The organism is Lactobacillus sp. WILCCON 0149 (assembly GCF_057197965.1).
Window position 1 is genome coordinate 1,670,834 of sequence record NZ_JBUBHO010000001.1, and the last position, 20,459, is coordinate 1,691,292.

The following is a 20,459-nucleotide window of genomic DNA, read 5'->3' on the forward strand; positions in this document are numbered from 1 at the left end:
GCTAGTCCTCACCTTCATAAGTTTCCAGGCGGGCATCGAATTCTTCTTCGGTTTCGCCCAGCCGCATGACGTGGATGTCTTCCGGATCAAAGAAGATGCCGACTTCCTGGCCGATCTGGACACCGTTGGTGGAATGGATCAGCCATTCAAAGCCGTCCTGGCCAACAGCCTTGATTTCAAAGTGGTCGCCCAAGAAAAGCTGGCTCTGCACTGTCACCAGCAGTTTGCCAGCGGCTGGCTCCGTAATGTCCAGATCTTCTGGCCGCAGGACGACTTCAACTTTTTCCCCAGGGGTGATCCCGGCGTCGGCACATTCAAAATTCTTGCCGGCAAATTCCACGGCAAAGTCCCGGATCATCCGGCCAGACAAAATGTTGGAGTCCCCGATGAAGCGGGCAACGAAGTCATTGACTGGTTCGTCGTAAATGTCCACCGGCGTCCCGCTCTGCTGGATCTCCCCGTCGTTTAAGACGAAAATTTCATCACTCATAGCCAGTGCTTCTTCCTGGTCGTGAGTGACAAAAATAAAGGTGATCCCCAGTTTCTTCTGGATAGCCCGGAGTTCAAACTGCATTTCTTTTCTAAGGCGCTTGTCCAAGGCTGACAGGCACTCGTCCAAAAGCAGCACCTTAGGTTCATTGATGATCGCCCGGGCGATCGCCACCCGCTGCTGCTGGCCACCGGAAAGTTCGGAAATTTCCCGGTTGGCATAACCATCCAGGCGGACAGTATGCAAGGCATCTTTGACCTTTTCCCGGATTTCGCTTTCCGGCCGCCGGCGCAGTTTCAAGGCAAAAGCAACGTTTTCATAGACATTCAAATGCGGAAAAAGAGCATAATTCTGAAAAACCGTATTGATATGCCGCTTTGAAGCGTCAAGATTGGTAATATCCTGGCCGTCAAAATAGACCTTGCCGGCTGATGCTTCCGTAAAGCCGGCAATAATCCGCAAAATCGTCGTTTTGCCTGAACCTGATGGCCCCAGCAAAGAGTAGAACTTGCCGGACTCAAGCTCAAGGTTGATGTCCTTCAAGGCTACAAAGCCATCATCATACTGCTTGGTGATGTGATCTAACTTAATAATTTCCATTTGCTGTTCCTGTTTTTCTTTTTCTTTTATCTTCTATTCTAATCCATTATTCCTCGCCAATGATGCGGACTTCGGTTTGCAAAGCAATCCCGTCTTTTTCCTTAATCGTCTTTTGAATATAGTGAATCAAATTGAGATAGTCGGTTGCCGTGGCTCCGCCCTTGTTGACGATAAAGCCGGCATGCTTGGTCGACACCTGGGCCCCGCCGATCTGCTTGCCCTGCAGGCCAGCCTTGATGATCATCGGACCGACAAAGTGACCGGTTGGCCGCTTGAAGACTGAGCCGCAGGATGGATATTCCAGTGGCTGCTTGTAGCTTCTGAGAGCGTTCAAGTAGTTCATCTGGTCCAAGATTGCAAGCTTGTCACCTGCCTTTAAGGCAAAAGTTGCCTCAATGACGATTTCATCATTTTCCTGCAAAAGGGAGTGCCGGTAAGAAAAATGCAACTCGGAGTTCGTGTAGGTCTTGACCTCACCGTCTCTGGTCACAACCGTGGCGCTTTCCAGGCAGTCTTTGGTTTCACCGCCATAAGCCCCAGCGTTCATGAAGACGGCTCCGCCAACTGAGCCGGGAATCCCCGCGGCAAATTCCAGGCCAGACAGGCCGGCATTCCCTGCCGCGAAAGAGGTATCGATGATTCTGGCCCCGGCTTGGGCGTGGACCTTATTAGCTTCGACCTTGATCTCTTTCATTTCCGTCAAGATCAAAACCAGGCCCCTGATCCCCTTGTCGCGGATGATCAAGTTAGACGCGTTGCCAATTACCGTAACCGGCAGCTGGTCTTCCTTGGCCGCGGCCAGGGCCCCTTGCAGCTCTGCCAAATTCTTTGGGAAAGCCAGGTATTCAGCCGGTCCCCCGGTTTGGGTAAAAGTATAGCGGCTCAAAGGAATGTTTTCTTGCAAATCAAGTCCTTGCGCTTTTAAATCATACAGCTTCAATTAAAATTGCCTCCTCTAAATCTTCCTTTTGATATTTTACCGCATTCACGCTGTGTTATACTAGCTTGGACCAAGTTTGCTTGGCTTAATTTGACTTATGTTCAAACGGAGGCTTTTACAAATGATGAATTTCGTCGCCATGGACTTTGAAACTGCCAACCAACACCCGGCCAGCGCCTGCTCTTTAGCCCTGGTTCTAGTGCGAGGCAGCAAGATTATCGACCGCTTCTACACGGTCATCAATCCCCAGATGGCCTTTGACGCCCAGCAGGTCAAGGTGCACGATATTACCGCGGAAGACGTGGCAGGGGCGCCGACCATGGCCGAGGTCTGGCCCAAGATCCAGCCTCTTTTCCAGCCGGGGATGCTGGTGGCGGCCCACAATGCCCGCTTTGACTGCAATGTGATGAAGCAGTCCCTGGCCCGCTACGGGATTGCCGAGCCCCACTACCTGGTGTTAGACAGCCTCAAGGTCAGCCGGGAGCTGGAGCCAGGCCTGGAAAACTACCAGCTCAACACTGTCTCTGACCTTTTAGGCGTTGAGCTTTGGCACCACCATAACGCCTTAAGCGACAGCGAAGCCTGCGCCGGCATCCTCTTAAAAGAAGAGGAAAAACGGGGCAGCGAGCTTTTGAAGAAATTTGTCTACCAAGTCTAGGCAAAAAAATGGATCAGCAGCAAGCTGGTCCATTTTTGCTTTTGTATTTGCTTTTTGTTTTTTCTTTACTGCTTTTCCTGGTAAAGACGGCAGGCGCTTTCTGCCCAGGCAGCCGCTCTTTGCCCGTGCGGGACGAGCTCAACCAAGCGCTTGGTTGAATCCCAGGAGTCGTCAACCCGGGTCAAAACCAGCTCCAAAAAGTCGCTGGGCAGGTCAGCCTGGATCACCTGGGGCCATTCGATGATGACCACGCCTTCTTCAGCCAGGTAGTCATTTAAGTCGATTGAAGCCAGGTCATCGCCTTCCAGCCGGTAAAAGTCCATGTGAAAAAGGGGCAGCTTCCCTTCCCGGTATTCCCGAACCAGGGTAAAGGTCGGGCTCTTGACTGGCCGCTTAATCCCCAGAGCCCGGCCAAAGCCTTGGGTCATCGTGGTCTTGCCGGCCCCCAGGTCCCCTTTTAAGAGCAAAAGGTCGTGGGGCTGGGCACTTTGGGCCAGAGCGGCGCCAAAAGCCTGCATGTCAGCAGCGGAATTGATTGCTAATTCTGTCATCTGCTTTTTAACCTTCCATTACGGCTTGAGCCGCCGTCAAAATCCCGATCTTGTAGACATCATCGGCGCTACAGCCCCGAGAGAGGTCGTTGACCGGCTTGGCAATCCCCTGCAAAACCGGGCCGATTGCCGTAAAGTTGCCAAGGCGCTGGGTAATCTTGTAGGCGATGTTGCCTGACTGCAGTTCCGGGAAAATGAAGACATTGGCCTGACCGCCTACGGCTGAGCCAGGTGCCTTAAGTTCCGCAACGGCTGGCACGAAGGCCGCGTCAAACTGCAAGTCGCCGTCAGCCGGGATGTCCGGGTACTTTTCCTTAAACATTTTGGCAGCTTCCGCCACCTTGTCCACCTGCGGGCCCTTGGCTGAGCCGTGAGTTGAGAAGCTGAGGAAGGCCACCTTCGGGTCGATCCCGATCATCTTGGCCGTAGCGGCTGACTGAGCCGCGAATTCAACCAGCTGGTCGCTGGTCGGGTCGATGGAAATCGCGCAGTCAGCAAAGACATACTTTTCTTCTCCTCTTTCCATGATGAAGGAGCCGGAAATCCGGTGCATCCCCGGCTTGGTCTTCAAAATGAAGAGGGCTGGCCGGACCGTATCCGCCGTTGAGTGGGCCGCCCCGGACACCATCCCGTCGGCCTGGCCGGTGTAAACCAGCATGGTCCCGTAGAAGTTGGCATCACGCAAGGCTGCTTCAGCTTCTTCCATGGTCTGGAAGTGCTTGCCCCCGGCCATCCGGTCGTGGAACTTTTCCACCATCTGGTCAAAGTCCGGGCTGTTTTGGTAGTCCACGATTTCGATCCCGGTCATGTCCAGGCCTTCTTTTTCCGCCAGGGCCAGGACCTGGTCCTTTTGCCCCAAGACGATCGGTTCAACCAAGTCATCTTGCTTCAAGCGGCTGACCGCCGTCAAGATCCGCGGGTCCTCCCCTTCCGGGAAAACGATCCGCTGCTTGTCTTTTTGCTTAATCAATTGCTTTAATTGTTCAAAAACTTCCATCAATAATCTCCTCAAAAAATCATGCTTCCGGGTTTTGCGGTAATTGCCAGTCAACCGGAGCCAGGCCGAACTCCTCTAAGGCCGCGTTGCATCTTGAAAAGGGCCGGGAGCCGAAGAAGCCGCGGTTAGCCGAAAAAGGACTCGGGTGGGCTGACTTGATAATGACGTTCTTTTCCTGGTCGATCAAGGGAATCTTGTTTTGGGCAAAACGGCCCCACAGGATAAAGACGACCTGTCCCCGCTCACTCAAGGCCTTAATAGCAGCATCTGTCACCGCCTCCCAGCCCTTGCCCTGGTGGCCGTTAGCCTGGCCATATGGCACGGTCAAAACGGCATTGAGCAAGAGGACGCCCTGGTCAGCCCAGCGCTTGAGATAGCCGTGGTTTACCGGCTGAGCCCCAACGTCGTCATAGAGTTCTTTATAAATGTTGCGCAAGGACGGCGGCAGGGGCGTACCCGGCATGACGGAAAAGCTCATGCCATTGGCCTGGCCGGGATTGTGGTAGGGGTCCTGGCCCAAAATGACAACCTTGGTATCTTTAAAAGGAGTCAATTTGAAGGCCGTAAAGATATGGTACATGTCCGGATAGATCTGCTTGGTCTGGTATTCTTCTTTCAAAAAATCATGCAGCGTGTGATATTCATCACTTTCAAAAACCGGGGCAAGGACCTGGTCCCAATCATTTCCAATAAAATGTTTCATCTGTAATTCACCTTAGTCAATCTTACCATGATTGCCCCTTGATTTAAAGGAACTAGTGAAATTATTCACGACAACTTTTTTCAAATAAAGAAATGTATTCCTGTAATCAAACTTCCTCCTTTATGTTATTATGAAATCGATAACAACAAGGAGGTAATAACATGATTAAACTGATCGCCTGTGACTTGGACGGGACCCTGCTGAACTCTTCAATGGAAATTTCTGACGCCAATGTGCAAGCCATCAAACGGGCTCAAGAAAACGGGATTGAATTCATGGTCGCCAGCGGCCGGGCACCCCATGAATCCCAGCCCATGCTTAAAGAATACGGAATTAACTGCGGCTTTATCAACTTAAACGGGGGCTTGGTCTTCGACACGGCTGGCAACCTGATCGTCAAGAATCCCCTGAAGCTGGAAACCGCCAAGAAGATCTGCCGCCTGCTTAAAAAAGAAGGCTTCTACTTCGAACTGGTCACCAGCAACCACGTCTACTCAGAAGACTTGAGCCAGCGGATCACCAACGTGGCCCACTTGATGGTGGAACTGAACCCTATGCTGACCTTCAAGCAGGCCGTTTTGGTTTCAGCCAGCAAGCCAGCCATCGTCAGCATCCAGCAGGTGCCAAGCTATGAAGACTTGATGGATGAACCAGGCACTGAAGTAATGAAGATCCTGGTCTTCGATTCCCGGGGCCAGTACGCTTTCACTGACGTCATCAAGGAAATTGAACAAATCGACAAGCTCTCAATTACTTCCAGCGCGGCCGACAACATCGAAATCAACGCTGCTAATGCGCAAAAGGGCCAGTCCCTGCTGGACTACGCGGCGGCCAAGGGCATCCAGCGCGAGGAAATCGCGGCCATCGGCGACAACATGAACGATGAAAGCATGATCCAGGCTGCCGGTACCGGGGTGGCCATGGGCAATGCCGTTCCGCAGATCAAGACGATTGCCAGCTTCGTCACCAAGAGCAACAATGAAGACGGGGTAGCTTGGGCTATCGACAAGATCATTGCTGACAACCAAAAAGAGCAGGACCAATGATTTACACTCTCTACCTGACCCAAGAAGGCCGCACGGGCCAGATTCCAATCACTGACGAGGAAGGCAAGCCTTTTGGATCAATCCGCGGCCGCCTGGACAATCCAAACCACACCCTTTACCTGCTGGACACCAGCGGTGAAGAGATCGGCCGCCTTTTTAGCGACGGAACAGGCCTAATTGCCTCTTACACCCTGGACGTGATTCACCACTCCTTGGTCCACGTCAAGAAGGTCAACAGCCGCCAGACCAACCTGTTCTACATTACCCGGCTCAACTACTGGGTCAATGGCAGCGTCAAGCAAGGCAGCTACTCCTTCCGCGGCGGCTTCAAGAAGGTTGCTTCCGTTGACACGGTCGTTGCCGACAAGGGGATTACCTTGACCTGCCAGATCAGCCGGGAGGAAGATACTCCCTTCATCCTTTTGATTGCAGTTCTCTTTACCCAGTGGCACGTTACCCCGCTCGATTTGCCGGACTTGTTCCCGAATCTCAACCGGCGGGCGACCAGCACGGCCAGCTTCTTCAGACTGTTTTTACCATGTGGTCGTAAACGCGGTCGCCAATAGTCATTGAATTAGTCGTTACGAAACCCTTGCGCAAGTATAACTGCTGTGCGCGAGGGTTTTCTAGATCCACATTCAAGCTGATCTTCTTGTAGCCATGCTTCTTGGCCAGTTTCGGAGCCAGTTCCAGCAAGCGGCTGGCAATCCCCTTCCCCCAGTCCTTAGGAGAAACCGCCAAGGCATCGATGTACCATTCGCCCTTTTGGGCTTCCTTGTCGGTGAAGATATCAGTGGTCATCGGCAGGCCAACCTTGGCCATTTCTTTTCTAAGAACCACGTCGATAATGCCCTGGGCCTTGTCCGGGTACATGCAGATCATCCCTCTGACCCGGTCATTTTCGTCAGTCTCGACCCAGATCCGGTTGTAGGAATAGCGGTAGTTTTCTGAGATAAAGCCCAGCCGCATCAAGTCGTAGAACTGGCTCTCCGGCAGGCGGTTGATGGTGTCCATGTCCATCTCGTCAAAGATCTGGTTCAAAATCGGGTAAATTGCTTCAAAGTCGCTTTTCCTTGCCTTGCGGATCATATTTTTCTCCTTTTCTTCTGAATTCTTGTTTTCTTTGTATTTTCTATATAACTTTTGATCTTACAATTCATGTTACTATAGTCAGAAGAAAAATGATAATCTACCGCTTTTTTGGGCAAACAAAAAGTTCCTAACAGTTAATCTACTCACGTACTTAACCGTTAGGAACTTCTTCTATCTTCAATTGTCGACTACATTTTATGGTGGTCTCAGTCCTTTCCCGAGCCTAATTTAGTTATGCTCTGCGAATTTAAGCTAAACTTTCTGGTGGAGTATCCTCCTTGAATATTAACTCTTTCCTTTTGTTTACACTTATATAATACCACCTTTGTAAGCGGTGTCAACAAATAGACTGAGATTTTTTAGAAAAAAACTTTAAAAAGCAAAAAGAACAAAAGAGAAAGAAGATAGAGAAGTAAAAAAGGCAAAAAGAAAAACGCTCCCGAGGGAGCGTTTTTGATATGACAGTCAAAAATTAGTCTTGGTAGTTTACCAAAGCCAGGTATGAGTCTGGCTTAAGTGAAGCACCACCAACCAAGCCACCGTCGATGTCTGGCTTAGCCATCAATTCCTTAACGTTGGCTGGCTTTACTGAACCGCCGTATTGGATGCGGACGTTTTCAGCAGTTTCTTCGTTGTACAAGTCCTTAACAGTTTCACGGATAGTCTTGCACATTTCTTCTGCTTGGTCGCTTGAAGCAGTCTTGCCAGTGCCGATCGCCCAGATTGGTTCGTAAGCGATCACCAGCTTGGAAACTTGTTCACTAGTCAAGCCTTCCAAGCCAGCCTTGATTTGGCTGACAACCCATTCGTTTTCTTTGCCGGCTTCACGGGTTTCCAGTGATTCACCGCAGCAAAGAATTGGAGTCATGCCGTTGGCAAAGATAGCCTTAGCCTTCTTGTTGATGTCTTCGTCAGTTTCGTGGAAGTAGCCACGGCGTTCTGAGTGGCCGATGATGACGTATTGCACGCCCATTTCCTTCAAAACTGCTGGAGAGTTTTCACCAGTGAAGGCACCGGAGTTTTCCCAGTAGCAGTTTTCTGCACCGACGTGCAGGTTTGAGCCTTCGGCAGCCTTCAGCAAAGCGTCAAGGTCAACTGCTGGTGCACAGATCAATGATTCAACCTTTGATGGGTCTGGCAATTGGTCCTTAACAGCGTTTACGAACTCAACAGTTTCCTTTGGGTTCATGTTCAGCTTCCAGTTACCAGCAATAATTGGGGTACGTGACATTTGAAAAATCCTCCTAAACTACTTGTCTGAAACGCAAGCGATACCTGGCAATTCCTTACCTTCAAGGTATTCAAGAGATGCGCCACCACCAGTTGAGATGTGAGTCAACTTAGGAGCGATCCCCAATTGCTTGGCAGCAGCAGTTGAGTCACCACCGCCGACAATAGTAGTAGCGTCTGGCAAGTCAGCCAAAGCACGACCAACTTCCAAAGTACCCTTGGCGAAGTTTGGCATTTCGAAGACGCCCATTGGCCCGTTCCAAACAACAGTCTTGGCACCTTCAAGAGTCTTCTTGAAGAGTTCAACAGTCTTAGGACCGATGTCCAAGCCCATTTCGTTGTCTGGGATGTCTTGGCCAACAACTTCTGAAGCTGCATCGTTGTTGAATTCAGTTGCGGCTACGTTGTCGATTGGCAGAACCAGCTTGTCGCCAGCCTTTTCCAACAATTCCTTGGCAAATTCAACCTTGTCGTCTTCAACCAGGGACTTGCCGATCTTGTGGCCTTGAGCCTTCAAGAAGGTGTAAGCCATACCACCACCGATGATGATGTGGTCAGCCTTTGGAATCAAGTTGGTGATAACGCCGATCTTGTCAGAAACCTTAGCACCACCAAGGATAGTTACGAATGGGTGAACTGGGTTAGCAACAGCGTTGCCCAGGAACTTGATTTCCTTTTCAAGCAGGAAACCAGCAGCTGCAGGCTTGCCGGCAGCCTTCATGGCAGTAGCGATACCAACGTTTGAAGCGTGGCTTCTGTGAGCAGTACCGAAGGCGTCGTTTACAAATACGTCACCCAATGATGCCCAGTATTCACCCAGCTTAGGGTCGTTCTTTGATTCCCGCTTGCCGAAGTCGTTGTCGATGTCTTGGAAACGAGTGTTTTCCAAAACAACTACGTCGCCGTCCTTCATGTTGTTGATAGCGTCTTCAACTTCCTTGCCTTCGTTTGAAGGTACGAAAGTTACAGGCTTTTCAAGCAATTCGCTCAAACGCTTGGCAACTGGAGCCAGGCTCAAGCTCTTCTTGTCTTCATCGCTCTTGATCCGGCCAAGGTGGGAAAGCAAGATAGCCTTGCCGCCGTTTTCGATGATGTACTTAATGGTTGGCAAAGCAGCTACGATACGGTTGTCGTCGCCAATAACGCCGTCCTTAATCGGCACGTTGAAGTCAACGCGAACCAAAACCTTCTTGTCCTTAACGTCTACGTCAGAAACAATCAATTTAGCCATTGAAAAAAATCTCCTATATTCATCGAAAAAAGACGGAAGGAAGATATTTCCCTCCGCCTTCTTTCACACTACTAATTCAATTTAGAGAACTTTAAATTAAAGAGTAGCAAAGTGCAACAAAGTACGAACCATTTGGCAAGTGAATGAGTATTCGTTGTCGTACCAAGCAACAGTCTTAACAAGTTGCTTGTCGCCTGCAGTGATAACTTGGGTTTGAGTTGGGTCGAAGATTGAACCAGCAGTCATGCCCAATACGTCAGTAGAAACGATTTGGTCTGCGTTGTAAGCAAATGATGGGCTTTCGTACTTCTTCATAGCTGCGTTAACTTCTTCAGCAGTTACCTTCTTGTCCAAGATAGTAACAAGTTCAGTTTCTGAACCGTCCTTAACTGGAACACGTTGTGCGTGGCCGTCAAGCTTGCCGTTCAATTCTGGCAATACCAGACCGATGGCCTTAGCTGCACCAGTTGAGTGAGGAATGATGTTTTCAGCAGCGGCACGAGCGTTGCGGAAGTTGTTGCCTCTGTCAGGACCATCCAAAACCTTTTGAGTTGCAGTGTAAGCGTGGATAGTAGTCATAGTACCAACTTCGATACCGAATTCCTTGTTCAAAGCGTTAGCCATTGGAGCAAGTGAGTTGGTAGTGCATGAACCAGCTGAAACGATAGTGTCGTCAGCAGTCAAAGTGTCTTGGTTTACTGAGTAAACGATAGTCTTCAAGTCGTTGCCGGCTGGAGCTGAGATCAAGACACGCTTTGCACCAGCGTCAAGGTGGGCTTGTGACTTAGCCTTGCTAGTGTAGAAACCAGTACATTCAAGAACGAAGTCAACGCCGTCGTTCTTAACCCAAGGAATGTTTTGAGCTTGTGGTTCAGCGTATACGCGGTACTTCTTGCCGTCTACAACCAGTGAGTCTTCAGTAGCTGAAACTTCGTGGTCGAAAGTGCCGTGAGTTGAGTCGTACTTCAACAGGTGAGCCAACATAGCTGGAGTAGTCAAGTCGTTGATAGCAACAACTTCGATGTCCTTGGTTTCTTCACCCAAGTCCATGATACGACGGAATGCCAAACGACCAATACGGCCAAAACCGTTAATACCAATCTTAACTGTCATATTCGAAAAGTCCTCCTTAAGAACTATAAACAACATTTTATTTTAAGCGGGAAGACCCGTTTAAAATCTGATTTGCGGCTGCCTCATCAGTGATAAGCCAGGTTTGATGAGGAGCGTTGCGCATATAGGCCTTGATAGCCTTGGCCTTTCTCGTGCCAAGGGCAATTGCCAGAATATGCGGGACGTTCGTTAGGTTCTCGAACTGCAATCCAACCTGTCTGATGCGTTCGACAACGTGGCCTTCTTCATCGAAGAAACATCCAAAACATTCGGTGACGGCCTTGTTCTCCCGCAGACGGGCCAGGGCAACAGAATCGTAGCCCCGCCTCCTGGCCATTTCACTGGCCAGGCCAATGCCATGAATCACGACATCGCTTTGGGAGATATCCTGCAGCACCCCGCTGATTTCCGGATCCCGGACCAAAGAACGGTAAGCGTCCTTGGAAACATGTTCCGGTAAAAAGAGGGATTCGTAGCTGCCGCCAGTCGCCCGGGCCATTTCCTGAACAACCGCGTTGCTTTCCGTGTTGACCCGACCGCCCAGCGCCCCTCTGCCAGGGACGAAGATCAAGCTCCGGTTCTCACTCAAGCTGCGGTTCAGCTTCTTAGCCACTTTGGCGATTGTCTTGCCACCCATGACGGTGACAATGCAGTCTGCCAGAGGCAAGAGCAAATTCAAGGCTGAATTCAGCTCTTCGCCCGCCAGGTCATAAACCCGGCTTTGCAGGTCCGCGTCGCCAGCCACGATAATTGTCCGATCAATTCCTAAAGCCTGAGCCAACCATACTTCTGCTTGGCTGGCATTAAAAAGTCGATCAACAATCGGTGCTGCATCTTTTACAACACTCTCTCCTTTTTCAGTCAAGAACATCCCGAAATTCTTGATTTCGATCAGACCCTGGTCACGCAGGTAATCAGTTTCAGTCCGGATGTTCCGTTCGCTCAGCCCCAGCTGCTTGGCCACCGTCCGGCGGCCGATCGGAGCATGCAGGCTGACCTGTTCAAGGATGAGATATCTTTGTCGAAAGATCTTTAAAGCATCGGGAACAAGCAGTTCGAGCAGGGATAAATCCGTGTTCAAAGTAACCATCCTTCTAGTGGGACGTTTTCCGACCATGTTGTTGTCGTTTCCTGTCCCACATTGCTTAAAAATATAAGAGAAACAAGACTTCGCTTCAATCTCCATTTCTCTCTCGACACTCTTAGTATAACAGAATTCGCTCCGTATGCAAGTTTTTTTCTGACCCTGCCCGGGCAAAAAGCCTGTTTTATAACTTTCTTGACCTTTTTCGCAGATACTTTACAAGTTTTTACAATTTTTTTGCTTTTCCCCCTTCCCATTCTCTGAATCTCTGCTATAATTAATAACTGTGATTGGGACCCTTAGTGTAATGGATCGCACGCAAGATTCCGGTTCTTGAAATCTGGGTTCGACTCCCAGGGGGTCCATCATATTAAAACCGCTGCTTTTCAGCAGCGGTTTTCTTTTTGTCTTTTTCTGTTTGTTTTGCCTTCTCTTTATCAGTCAAAGAGAGCGGCTAGATCCTGCAAAGTCAGGTCCTGCTTGGCCAGGCCTTGGTAGTCATGGGTGATCTGACCGTGGTCTAAAACCAAGAGGCGGTTGCCATACTTCAAGGCATCTTCCATATGGTGGGTAATCATCACCGCGGTGATCTTTTGAGCCCGAATCTGCTCATCGGTTGCCTCCATCAGCTTGCGGCTGGATCTGGGGTCTAAAGCCGCGGTGTGCTCGTCTAACAGCAAGAGCTCCGGCTTGTTATAAGTTGCCATAACGAAGCTCAAGGCTTGCCGCTGGCCGCCTGAGAGCTGGTCAACCGGCAGGTTCAGCTTGCCGGCCAGGTCAGGGTTGACCTTCTCCAGGGCCTTTTTGAAGGCCGGAATGTTTTCTTTCAGCCGGCGCAATTTCAGTCCCCGCTTCTGCCCTCTTTTTGACGCCAAAAGCAAATTCTCGGCTACAGTCATCCGGGGCGCCGTCCCCATCTTGGGATCCTGGAAGACCCGGGCGATGTAGCTGCTGCGCTTGACCTCGCTTTCCTTGCTGATGTCTTTGCCGGCATGCAGGATCTGCCCGCTTGTCGGCTGGATGGCCCCAGCCAAAACGTTGAGCAGGGTGCTCTTACCGGCCCCGTTGCCGCCCAGCAGGCAGATAAAGTCGCCTGGCTTGATCTTGAGGCTGAGCTTGCCCAGGATCTTGTTTTCCTCACTCGTGCCGCGGCCGACGACCACTTCCAAATCGGTCAGTTCCAGTAAATTTTGACTAGTCATGCTTAAGTCCTTTCATAAAAGTCTGCTTGAGGCGGAGTTTTTCTTCAACTTGCGGCAGCATCATGCAGGCGGCCAGAACCAGTGAAGAAATCAAGTTCAAGTTGTTTGAAGACAGACCTACCTGCAGGACCGCCAATAAAAGCAGGCGGTAGATAATGCTGCCCAGGGTCACCGCGAAAAGGCGGCTGGCCAGGCCCAGGTTTCTGAAGACAACCTCACTGATAATAATAGAGGCCAGGGCAATAACGATCGTCCCCATCCCCATGTTCACGTCAGCATAGCCGTTGCTCTGGGCGACAACTGCCCCGCAGAGGCCAACCAGGCCGTTGGAGATCATGAGGCCTGCCACCGTCATCTGCTGGGGGCTGATCCCCTGTGACTTGGCCATCTGCGGGTTGTCACCCGTGGCGATGAAGGCCTGGCCAAAGTCAGTTGACAAGAACCAGATCAAAGCGCAAGTTACCAGAACCATCAAGATGGTGCCTGCAGCAACGCTGTCAAAGTACTGGGGCAGTTTTTGCAAAAATGGCAGAGAATAGATGGTCTTTTTGCCCAAAAGGGAGACATTGGACTTGCCCATGACCATCAAGTCAATGGAGTAAATCCCGGTCATGGTCAAAATTCCGGCTAAAAGGCTGGGAATCTTGCCCTTGGTGATCAAGAGGGCAGTGACCAGGCCAGCTAAAGCTCCGGCCCCAAAGGCGGCCAAAGTGGCTAAAAAGGGGTTGGTCCCCTGCACGATCAAGCTGACTGAAACGGCAGCGCCTAAAGGGAAAGTCCCTTCCACGGTCATATCCGTGGTGTTCATGATTCTGAAACTGAGAAAGAGGCCCAGGCCCAGAAGCCCCCATAAGAAGCCCTGGCCGATTGCCGATACGATCAAATTCATAAAAATCCTCCTTGCAAATTACTTGTAGATGGTCCCCTTGGACTTGGCTTCTTTTAAGAAGCTGGCCGGAACCTTGATGCCCAGCTTCTTGGCTTCCTTAAGGTTAAGGTATGGCGTGCCGTGTTCAACATAGCGGATGGCCATGTCGCCGGGCTTTTTGCCCTTTAAGATCTGGACAGTCATCTTGGCCCCGATCAGGCCCAGCTGGTACTGGTCCACGCTGTAGGTGGCCAGGCCCCCGTCTTTAACCATGGTGCCAGCAGCCGGGAAGACCGGCTTTTTAGCCGCGTTGGCGTTTTTAACCAGGGTCTGCATGGCCCCGGCAATCGTGTTGTCAGTTGGCACGATCACCGCGTCAACCTGGGTCAGCATCTGCTGGGAAACTTGGTTCAAGTCATTGCTGTTGGAAATGGAGTAAGCCTTGTAGCTGATCCCCATCTGCTTGCAGTAGCTGACGATCTGCTTGTAGCCAGAAACGGCTGAGCTGTCGCTTGAGGTGTAGATGATCCCCAGGGTCTTCAGCTTGGGCAAAAAGCGCTGGATCAGCTTGAGCTGCTGCTTGATCGGCGCCCGGTCGCTGACCCCGGTGATGTTGCCGCCGGGACGCTTGTTGTTTTTCACCAGGCCCGCCCCCTTAGGGTCAGTCACTGCCCCCAGGACGATTGGCTTCTTTTTGGTCGCGTTGGCCAGGGCTTGAGATGACGGGGTCGTAATCCCGAAGAGGACCTGGTCCTGGCTGTTGACTAATTTTTCCGCCATGGTCTTCAGATTGCTCTGGTCATTGTTGGCGTTTTGGTAGTCGATCTTGACCTTGTAGCCCGACTTGGCCAGGCCCGCCTTGTAGCCCCGGTAAATTTCGTCCAGGGCCGGGTGGCGCATCAGGGTCAAGACCCCTACTCTGACTTCCTTGCTCTTCTGCGCTGCCGGCTTGATGTTGATAAAAAGGGCAGCTGCCAAAAAGAGATAGATTGCGGCAAAGGCCGCGAGCACCTTTTTCATTCCATTACCTCGCAAATTAAATCAAAAACTATTTTTTGAAACAAAGGGAAAAATAAAAACAAACGAACCGAAAGCAAAATAAAAAGGAGGATCCGCCTGGATCCTCCTTTACTGTCTCAAAAAGAAAAATCCGGATAGATTATTTACTATCCGGACCCTGATCAACTTTCAGCAATTCAGACAGCAATTCAAGCCAAAACAGATTGAATCGCCCCGCGAAACAATCTCTACTTGAATTGCCAGCTTTCTTTTACCATTGCTTGAAAGTTCATCTTTTTTACCTCTCGGTTAACATTTAATTTATTTTTAACTAATCTTACTGGAAAGCCTTTCCCCTGTCAAGGGGATTTTTTATTTCTTTTTACCAGTGGCCGGAAAGAATTTCCCCTCTTTGGGCCAGTTGGACATAAAGCTGGCCGCCATCGCTGGCCAGGCCTTCGATTTCCCGGTTGGAGACATGCTTCCAGGTCTTCTGGTAAGTCCCGTCAGTCTTCAGCTTGAAGATCAAGTTGTTGAAGGCCAGGTACATGTTGCCGCCGCCCACGCTGAAGCCTTGGACTGGAGAATTGCCAGCCTGCTGCTTGACAAAGTGGCTCTGGCTGGCCGTTACCTGGCTGACCTGCCAACGGTCGTTGACCAGGTTCAAGCGCCAGAATTCATAGCGGCCGTAAGCTGCATTGTGGAAGACCCCGTACATGGTATTGTCGCCCACAAAAGCCGCGTTGTGGAAGTAGCGGCCGGAAGTGCCGACGTCAACCCGGATGGTCCAGACCTTATTGAGAGTCAAGTCGCTCTTCTTCAGCTGCAGGATTTCTTCAGAGTAAAAGCCATTGCTTGCCCCGCCCGGCAGCTTGTTTTCGTTGGCCAGAACATAGATGTACTTTGCGCTTGCCCCCAGGGACTGGCCGTGGCCCAGGCGCAGGTACGGACTCACCTTGACATTTTGGGAGTAAGTCTTGAACTTGCTAAAACTCAGCTTCTTGTAAAGGTAGCTGCGCGGTGACAGGTACTGGGCCTGGTACTTGTTCAGCTTCTTCATGTTAAAGGCTACGATGTTGCCTTTAAGCTGGTCACTGGCAGCGGCAGACCGGTACCAGCTGCTGTAAGCCCAGCCGCCATTTACGGCCAACCCTTCCATAACGGGGCCGACCTGCTGCCAGTCATTGGTCTCTAGGCTCAAGTTGCGCGGCTCCCAAAGCTGGGTAGCCAAAGTCAAGCCGCCGCTACTCCAGCGGTTGCTGCTGGTCTCTACGCCGTAGCGGTGAGCGGCATTCCAGTTCTTGGAGCTGCCGGAGTGGCTTCTCGTGCTGGCTACTTCCTTAGGCCCCTTCTTGGCAGTGACGGCCGGCTTAAGCGCCCGGTTCGGGTTGGCCGTCTTCACTACTTGAACAACCGTCTTGGCCTTGCCATAGGTAAAAGTCAGCTTGTCTCCGGACAGACTGGCCTTAACCGCGCCATTCGCCGGGTCCACCATGGTCCCGTGAGCGTCAGTGACATAGCTGATGGCATCCTTGTAGTTGAAGCGGTTGTCATCTTTGACCAGGTAAATCTGCTTGGCCGCCGAAATCTTGTTTCTGACGAACCATTTTTCACTAACCCAGCCTAATGGACGACCGTTGGCATAGATGTATGCATAAGTCCCCTTCTTGGTCTTCTTGCTGGCCGTTGACTGGATCTTGCTGTATTTGAAGTACTTGGTGGTCGTCAGCTTCTTGCTGGCCCCCTTGCTTGTCACTTTGGCATAGATCCCCATGTTTTTCGTCCCCGGCATCTTGCTGACCGTAGCCGCCTGGGCCGTTTTGGCCTGGCCGGCAAAGGCTGCCGCCAAGAGGAGCGAGCAAAGCAGTTTCTTATTCATTTCTTTTTTCACTTTCTACATAAATCAGATTTTTCCGGCTAAAAAAGCCTTTCCACACAAGGACATTATAGCACCGGTTTATTTTTCGAAAAAGAGTGCTCCAAGTTTGACAGACCGGGCCAGGAGTGTTTTAATTAGCACTGTATCCAAATGAGTGCTAATCAAATTCACTAGGAGGAAAATTATGTTAGTACCTACAGTTATTGAACAAACGGCCCGCGGCGAACGCGCTTATGACATTTACTCCCGCTTGCTGAAGGACCGGATCATCATGTTGAGCGGTGAAGTCAACGACCAAATGGCCAACTCCATCATCGCCCAGCTGCTTTTCCTTGACGCGCAAGACAACACTAAAGACATTTACATGTACATCAACTCACCAGGCGGCGTAATTACTTCCGGCATGGCTATCGTGGACACCATGAACTTCATCAAGTCCCCAGTTTCCACCATTGCCACCGGTATGGCAGCTTCCATGGCCTCAATCATTTTGGCCGAAGGCGAAAAGGGCAAGCGTTTTGCCCTGCCGCACGCTACTGTCCTGATCCACCAGCCTTTGGGCGGGGCGCAAGGGCAAGCCACGGAAATCCAGATTGCCGCTGAAGAAATCCTGAAGACCAGAAAGATGATCAACGAACTTCTGGCCAAGGACTCCGGCCAGGACATCGAAACCATCAAGCGCGACACTGAACGCGACCACTACATGACCGCCCAGGAAGCCAAGGACTACGGCTTGATCGACGACATCATGGTCAACCAAAACAAGTAATCCGCTTTTTAGCGGAAAGAAAATCCAGACGACTGCTATAGCCGTCTGGATTTTTCTTTTGTCTTATATTAGCGAAGGTTTTCCGCGATCTCATGCAGTTTCTTCAAGCGGTGGTTGACCCCGGACTTGGAAATCGGGCCATCGGGAACCTGCTCAGCCAGTTCCTTAAGGGAGAGTTCCGGGTGCTGCAGGCGGAAGCGGGCCAGGCTGGCCAGCTTTTCCGGCAAAGACTCCAGGCCCTGCTTTTCTTCGATCAGTTCAATGTCTTCCACCTGCTTGGCCGCCGCGCTGGCCGTCTTGCGGAGGTTGGCCGTGTCACAGTTGACCAGGCGGTTGACGGAATTGCGCATGTCCCGCATGATCCGCAAATCCTCAAAGGCCAGCATGGCATTGACCGCTCCGACCACGTGAAGGAAGTCGCCGATTTTTTCCGCTTCTTTCAAGTAGACGATGCTGCCGCTTCTGCGGGCCGTCACCTTGGCGTTTAAGTCGAAGTACTTGTTCATGATCTCCTGCAAGTCCTGGCAGTGGTTGGCATAGGTGCAGTAGATTTCCAGGTGGTAGCGGCTGGTTTCCGGATTGTTGACGCTGCCGCTGGCTAAAAAGGCCCCCCGCAAGTAGGACATCGACCGCTGCTCTGAATGCTTGATCTTGTCCGGCACCCCAGTGATGAAGCCTTTTTCCGGGGAATAGATCTCCAGATCCGCCATGATCTCGCTGACCATCTGGGCCACTCTGACCAGGTACTGGTGGTTCTTCTTCAGCTTCATCTTCCTGGTCACGATCAGCTGCGGCTCAAAACCGTAGGCCGTCTTGATCAGGGAAAAAATCCGCCGGGCAATGGCCGGGTTTTCCGTCACGATGTCCAGGCTCATTTGCCCGTCATGCCGGCTCAAAACCGCGTTCATCCGCAAAAAGGCCGCCAGCTCTGCCTTGGCGTGCTCGGGATGGACCTCGATTGAAGTCAGCTCTTTTTTTACCTCACTGGCATAACTCGCCATTAACTTCCTACTTTCTCTTAAACATTTCCTGCAGGGCCAGGTCGATGATTTCCCTGGCCACTTTGTCGCCGTCATGGAAGACCAGGCCACTTCTTTGGTCGATAAAGTCATCCGTGATCACCCGGCAGTTCTGCGCCTTCAAGCCGGCAAAATCGTTGGCGACCGGCTTTAAGTATTCATCATAGTCTTCCGGGTGGAACTTGCTCATGTCAATCTGGGCCCCGTTGACCAGGGCCGTGTCGATATAGTTGCCGCCCAGGTGCTGGTTGATGACCCGGACATGGTCAGCATCGCTTAAGCCGACAGTTTCCCCGGCCTGGGTCATGATGTTGCAGACGTAAACTACTTCTGCCTTGGTCTCCCGGACTGCTTGCCCGACATTAGGGATCATCAGGTTGGGCAGAATTGAGGTAAACAGTGACCCCGGCCCCAAAACGATGGCGTCAGCCTGCATGATGGCCTCAATCACCGGACTGGGAGCCGCCGGTTCACCGTCATCGGCCGTTACCCAGACCCGCTTGATCTGCTTGTGCTGGCTGGTAATTTCCACTTCCCCGCTGCTTTGGCTGCCATCCATGAATTCCGCGTTCAAGGTCAAAGGCTCGTTAGCAGAAGGATAAATGTGGCCGTCGACTTCCATCATGGCCGATAAGGTCTGGACAGCGTCAAAAATATTCCCTTGCATCTCACTTAAGGCCGCGATAATTAAGTTGCCAATCGCATGGCCGGAGAAAAAGGAGTCCTTTGAGTCAAAGCGGTATTGGAAGATCTGCTTTTTTTCTTCCGACAGGTCGCTCAAAGAAACCAAAACATTGCGGATATCGCCCGGGGGCACGACGTTGATATAGTTGCGGATGATCCCGGATGAACCGCCGTCGTCAGAGACGGTCACGATTGCCGTGATCTCCGCGTCCTGCTTTTTCAAAGCCTGCAAAATAACCGGCAGGCCGGTCCCCCCGCCAATAACGACCACCCGGGGCCGGCGGCGCTTGATGATGCGGATGATCTTGTTTTCGCCTAAAGACATGCTGAATTCCTACTTTCTGAGATAACGGCTGATTTCCCGGTGGGTAATGTCAACCGGATATTTTTCAGACAAGTCGCGCGCCAGCTGCTGGGCAATCGAGACGCTGCGGTGCTGACCGCCCGTGCAGCCGATGGCAATCGTCAGTTTTTCCTTGCCTTCGTTGATGTAGCCTGGAATTGCCGTCAACAAGAGGTCCAGCAGCTTGCCATAGAAGACCTTGGTTTCGTCCTTGTCCATGACATAGTTGAAGACCCGCTTGTCCAGCCCCGTGAAGGGACGCAGTTCCGGAATGTAGAAGGGGTTGGGCAAAAAGCGAACATCCATGACGATGTCGGCGTCGATCGGCATCCCGTACTTGAAGCCGAAGGACATGACCTCAATCCCGAATTTTGGCTTGTGGAGGGCCCCAAACTTGCTCTGCAGCTTCTGCTTCAGCTCCTTTGGCGTCATCTTGGAAGTGTCCAAAATGTAGTTGGACCGGTTTCTCACCGGGGTCAAAAGGCGGCGCTCATCCCGGATCCCGTCCAAAAGGCGGCCATTTTCCGCCAATGGCGGCAGGCGGCGGGTTTCCTTGTAGCGAGCCACCAGGGTGTCGTCAGAAGCTTCCAAAAAGACGATCGTGGCCTGGGTCTGGCCGCTGTCTTCCAGGGAGTTGATTTCGTCGATCAGGTCCTTGTAGAAGGACTTGACTCTGAGGTCGATCACCACGGCAACTTTTTCAAAATCTTCCGAGGTGTTCATCAGGTCCCAGAAATTGCCCAGCAATTCCGGGGGCAGGTTGTCGACCACGAAGTAGCCGACGTCCTCCAGTGAGTGGGCGGCGACAGTCTTGCCGGCCCCGCTCATCCCCGTCAAAATCAACAGCTGTTTCTTGTATTTTTCATGCATGATTCCGTATTGCTCCCTTAAAACGTTAAATTCTATCATACCGGGCGTGCCGCGTCTTGGCAATCAATTAGCCCTGCCTGCATTCCTATTC

Annotated in this window: 21 protein-coding genes and 1 tRNA gene; 5 read left to right on the forward strand and 17 right to left on the reverse strand. The window is 51.4% G+C overall.

The window, feature by feature from the left end:
* Window position 1: 1 nt before the first annotated feature.
* Entirely contained in the window at window positions 2-1,090 is a 1,089-nt protein-coding gene (locus tag ACYVUV_RS07695) for an ABC transporter ATP-binding protein (protein WP_439775350.1), read from the reverse strand.
* A 46-nt stretch (window positions 1,091-1,136) separates the two neighbouring features.
* Complete coding sequence (gene murB / locus ACYVUV_RS07700; protein WP_439775351.1) at window positions 1,137-2,030, reverse strand: UDP-N-acetylmuramate dehydrogenase; 894 nt, start codon at window positions 2,028-2,030, stop codon at window positions 1,137-1,139.
* A gap of 124 nt (window positions 2,031-2,154) precedes the next feature.
* Here murB and ACYVUV_RS07705 point away from each other — a divergent pair, with 124 nt between their 5' ends.
* Window positions 2,155-2,688 carry a 3'-5' exonuclease gene (locus ACYVUV_RS07705; protein ID WP_439775360.1) on the forward strand — a complete coding sequence of 178 codons (534 nt, stop codon included), beginning with the start codon at window positions 2,155-2,157 and terminating at the stop codon, window positions 2,686-2,688.
* 65 nt (window positions 2,689-2,753) lie between these two features.
* On the opposite strand, the gene tsaE is transcribed toward ACYVUV_RS07705, so the two are convergent.
* From tsaE to ACYVUV_RS07720, 3 genes are read right to left on the reverse strand one after another with little or no spacing between them, the layout of a single operon-like run.
* Window positions 2,754-3,239, reverse strand: coding sequence for a tRNA (adenosine(37)-N6)-threonylcarbamoyltransferase complex ATPase subunit type 1 TsaE (gene tsaE, locus ACYVUV_RS07710; RefSeq protein WP_439775352.1), 486 nt, complete (start codon window positions 3,237-3,239; stop codon window positions 2,754-2,756).
* A 7-nt stretch (window positions 3,240-3,246) separates the two neighbouring features.
* On the reverse strand, window positions 3,247-4,236 hold the full coding sequence (gene pta / locus ACYVUV_RS07715) for a phosphate acetyltransferase (protein ID WP_439775353.1): 990 nt from the start codon (window positions 4,234-4,236) through the stop codon (window positions 3,247-3,249).
* 19 nt (window positions 4,237-4,255) lie between these two features.
* On the reverse strand, window positions 4,256-4,939 hold the full coding sequence (locus ACYVUV_RS07720; protein WP_439775354.1) for a uracil-DNA glycosylase: 684 nt from the start codon (window positions 4,937-4,939) through the stop codon (window positions 4,256-4,258).
* Between the two features lie 161 nt (window positions 4,940-5,100).
* Between ACYVUV_RS07720 and ACYVUV_RS07725 the strand changes: the two genes are divergently transcribed.
* The gene (locus ACYVUV_RS07725; RefSeq protein WP_439775355.1) at window positions 5,101-5,985 is read left to right on the forward strand and encodes a Cof-type HAD-IIB family hydrolase; all 885 of its coding nucleotides are present in this window, start codon (window positions 5,101-5,103) and stop codon (window positions 5,983-5,985) included.
* Window positions 5,982-6,551 carry an LURP-one-related family protein gene (locus ACYVUV_RS07730; RefSeq protein ID WP_439775356.1) on the forward strand — a complete coding sequence of 190 codons (570 nt, stop codon included), beginning with the start codon at window positions 5,982-5,984 and terminating at the stop codon, window positions 6,549-6,551. The genes ACYVUV_RS07725 and ACYVUV_RS07730 overlap by 4 nt, the downstream gene beginning before the upstream one ends.
* Here ACYVUV_RS07730 and ACYVUV_RS07735 read toward each other — a convergent pair.
* From ACYVUV_RS07735 to ACYVUV_RS07755, 5 genes are all read right to left on the reverse strand, one after another.
* Complete coding sequence (locus ACYVUV_RS07735; RefSeq protein WP_439775357.1) at window positions 6,508-7,074, reverse strand: GNAT family N-acetyltransferase; 567 nt, start codon at window positions 7,072-7,074, stop codon at window positions 6,508-6,510. The two genes, ACYVUV_RS07730 and ACYVUV_RS07735, sit on opposite strands and share 44 nt — an antisense overlap.
* Before the next feature lie 475 nt (window positions 7,075-7,549).
* The gene (gene tpiA, locus ACYVUV_RS07740) at window positions 7,550-8,308 is read right to left on the reverse strand and encodes a triose-phosphate isomerase (protein WP_439775358.1); all 759 of its coding nucleotides are present in this window, start codon (window positions 8,306-8,308) and stop codon (window positions 7,550-7,552) included.
* 18 nt (window positions 8,309-8,326) lie between these two features.
* The gene (locus ACYVUV_RS07745; RefSeq protein ID WP_439775359.1) at window positions 8,327-9,538 is read right to left on the reverse strand and encodes a phosphoglycerate kinase; all 1,212 of its coding nucleotides are present in this window, start codon (window positions 9,536-9,538) and stop codon (window positions 8,327-8,329) included.
* Between the two features lie 96 nt (window positions 9,539-9,634).
* Window positions 9,635-10,651, reverse strand: a complete 1,017-nt coding sequence (gene gap, locus ACYVUV_RS07750; RefSeq protein WP_201330120.1) for a type I glyceraldehyde-3-phosphate dehydrogenase — start codon at window positions 10,649-10,651, stop codon at window positions 9,635-9,637.
* A 37-nt stretch (window positions 10,652-10,688) separates the two neighbouring features.
* The gene (locus tag ACYVUV_RS07755; protein ID WP_439775932.1) at window positions 10,689-11,732 is read right to left on the reverse strand and encodes a sugar-binding domain-containing protein; all 1,044 of its coding nucleotides are present in this window, start codon (window positions 11,730-11,732) and stop codon (window positions 10,689-10,691) included.
* Between the two features lie 296 nt (window positions 11,733-12,028).
* Here ACYVUV_RS07755 and ACYVUV_RS07760 point away from each other — a divergent pair.
* Window positions 12,029-12,100, forward strand: a tRNA-Arg gene (locus tag ACYVUV_RS07760).
* A 72-nt stretch (window positions 12,101-12,172) separates the two neighbouring features.
* Here the strand turns inward: ACYVUV_RS07760 and ACYVUV_RS07765 are convergent.
* From ACYVUV_RS07765 to ACYVUV_RS07780, 4 genes are all read right to left on the reverse strand, one after another.
* Entirely contained in the window at window positions 12,173-12,937 is a 765-nt protein-coding gene (locus tag ACYVUV_RS07765; RefSeq protein ID WP_439775931.1) for an ABC transporter ATP-binding protein, read from the reverse strand.
* Entirely contained in the window at window positions 12,930-13,826 is an 897-nt protein-coding gene (locus ACYVUV_RS07770) for an ABC transporter permease (RefSeq protein ID WP_439775930.1), read from the reverse strand. The genes ACYVUV_RS07765 and ACYVUV_RS07770 overlap by 8 nt, the downstream gene beginning before the upstream one ends.
* Before the next feature lie 18 nt (window positions 13,827-13,844).
* Window positions 13,845-14,825: a tryptophan ABC transporter substrate-binding protein gene (trpX, locus tag ACYVUV_RS07775; protein WP_439775929.1), complete on the reverse strand. Its 981-nt coding sequence runs from the start codon at window positions 14,823-14,825 to the stop codon at window positions 13,845-13,847.
* 361 nt (window positions 14,826-15,186) lie between these two features.
* Entirely contained in the window at window positions 15,187-16,683 is a 1,497-nt protein-coding gene (locus ACYVUV_RS07780) for an SH3-like domain-containing protein (RefSeq protein WP_484499236.1), read from the reverse strand.
* A 184-nt stretch (window positions 16,684-16,867) separates the two neighbouring features.
* Here ACYVUV_RS07780 and ACYVUV_RS07785 point away from each other — a divergent pair, with 184 nt between their 5' ends.
* Window positions 16,868-17,452, forward strand: a complete 585-nt coding sequence (locus ACYVUV_RS07785) for an ATP-dependent Clp protease proteolytic subunit (protein WP_008461710.1) — start codon at window positions 16,868-16,870, stop codon at window positions 17,450-17,452.
* A gap of 68 nt (window positions 17,453-17,520) precedes the next feature.
* On the opposite strand, the gene whiA is transcribed toward ACYVUV_RS07785, so the two are convergent.
* From whiA to rapZ, 3 genes are read right to left on the reverse strand one after another with little or no spacing between them, the layout of a single operon-like run.
* Window positions 17,521-18,453, reverse strand: coding sequence for a DNA-binding protein WhiA (whiA, locus tag ACYVUV_RS07790; RefSeq protein ID WP_439775318.1), 933 nt, complete (start codon window positions 18,451-18,453; stop codon window positions 17,521-17,523).
* A 7-nt stretch (window positions 18,454-18,460) separates the two neighbouring features.
* A complete protein-coding gene (locus tag ACYVUV_RS07795; protein WP_439775317.1) occupies window positions 18,461-19,480 on the reverse strand; it encodes a gluconeogenesis factor YvcK family protein in 1,020 nt (339 codons plus the stop codon).
* A gap of 9 nt (window positions 19,481-19,489) precedes the next feature.
* Window positions 19,490-20,368 carry an RNase adapter RapZ gene (gene rapZ / locus ACYVUV_RS07800; protein WP_439775322.1) on the reverse strand — a complete coding sequence of 293 codons (879 nt, stop codon included), beginning with the start codon at window positions 20,366-20,368 and terminating at the stop codon, window positions 19,490-19,492.
* Between the last annotated feature and the right edge of the window lie 91 nt (window positions 20,369-20,459).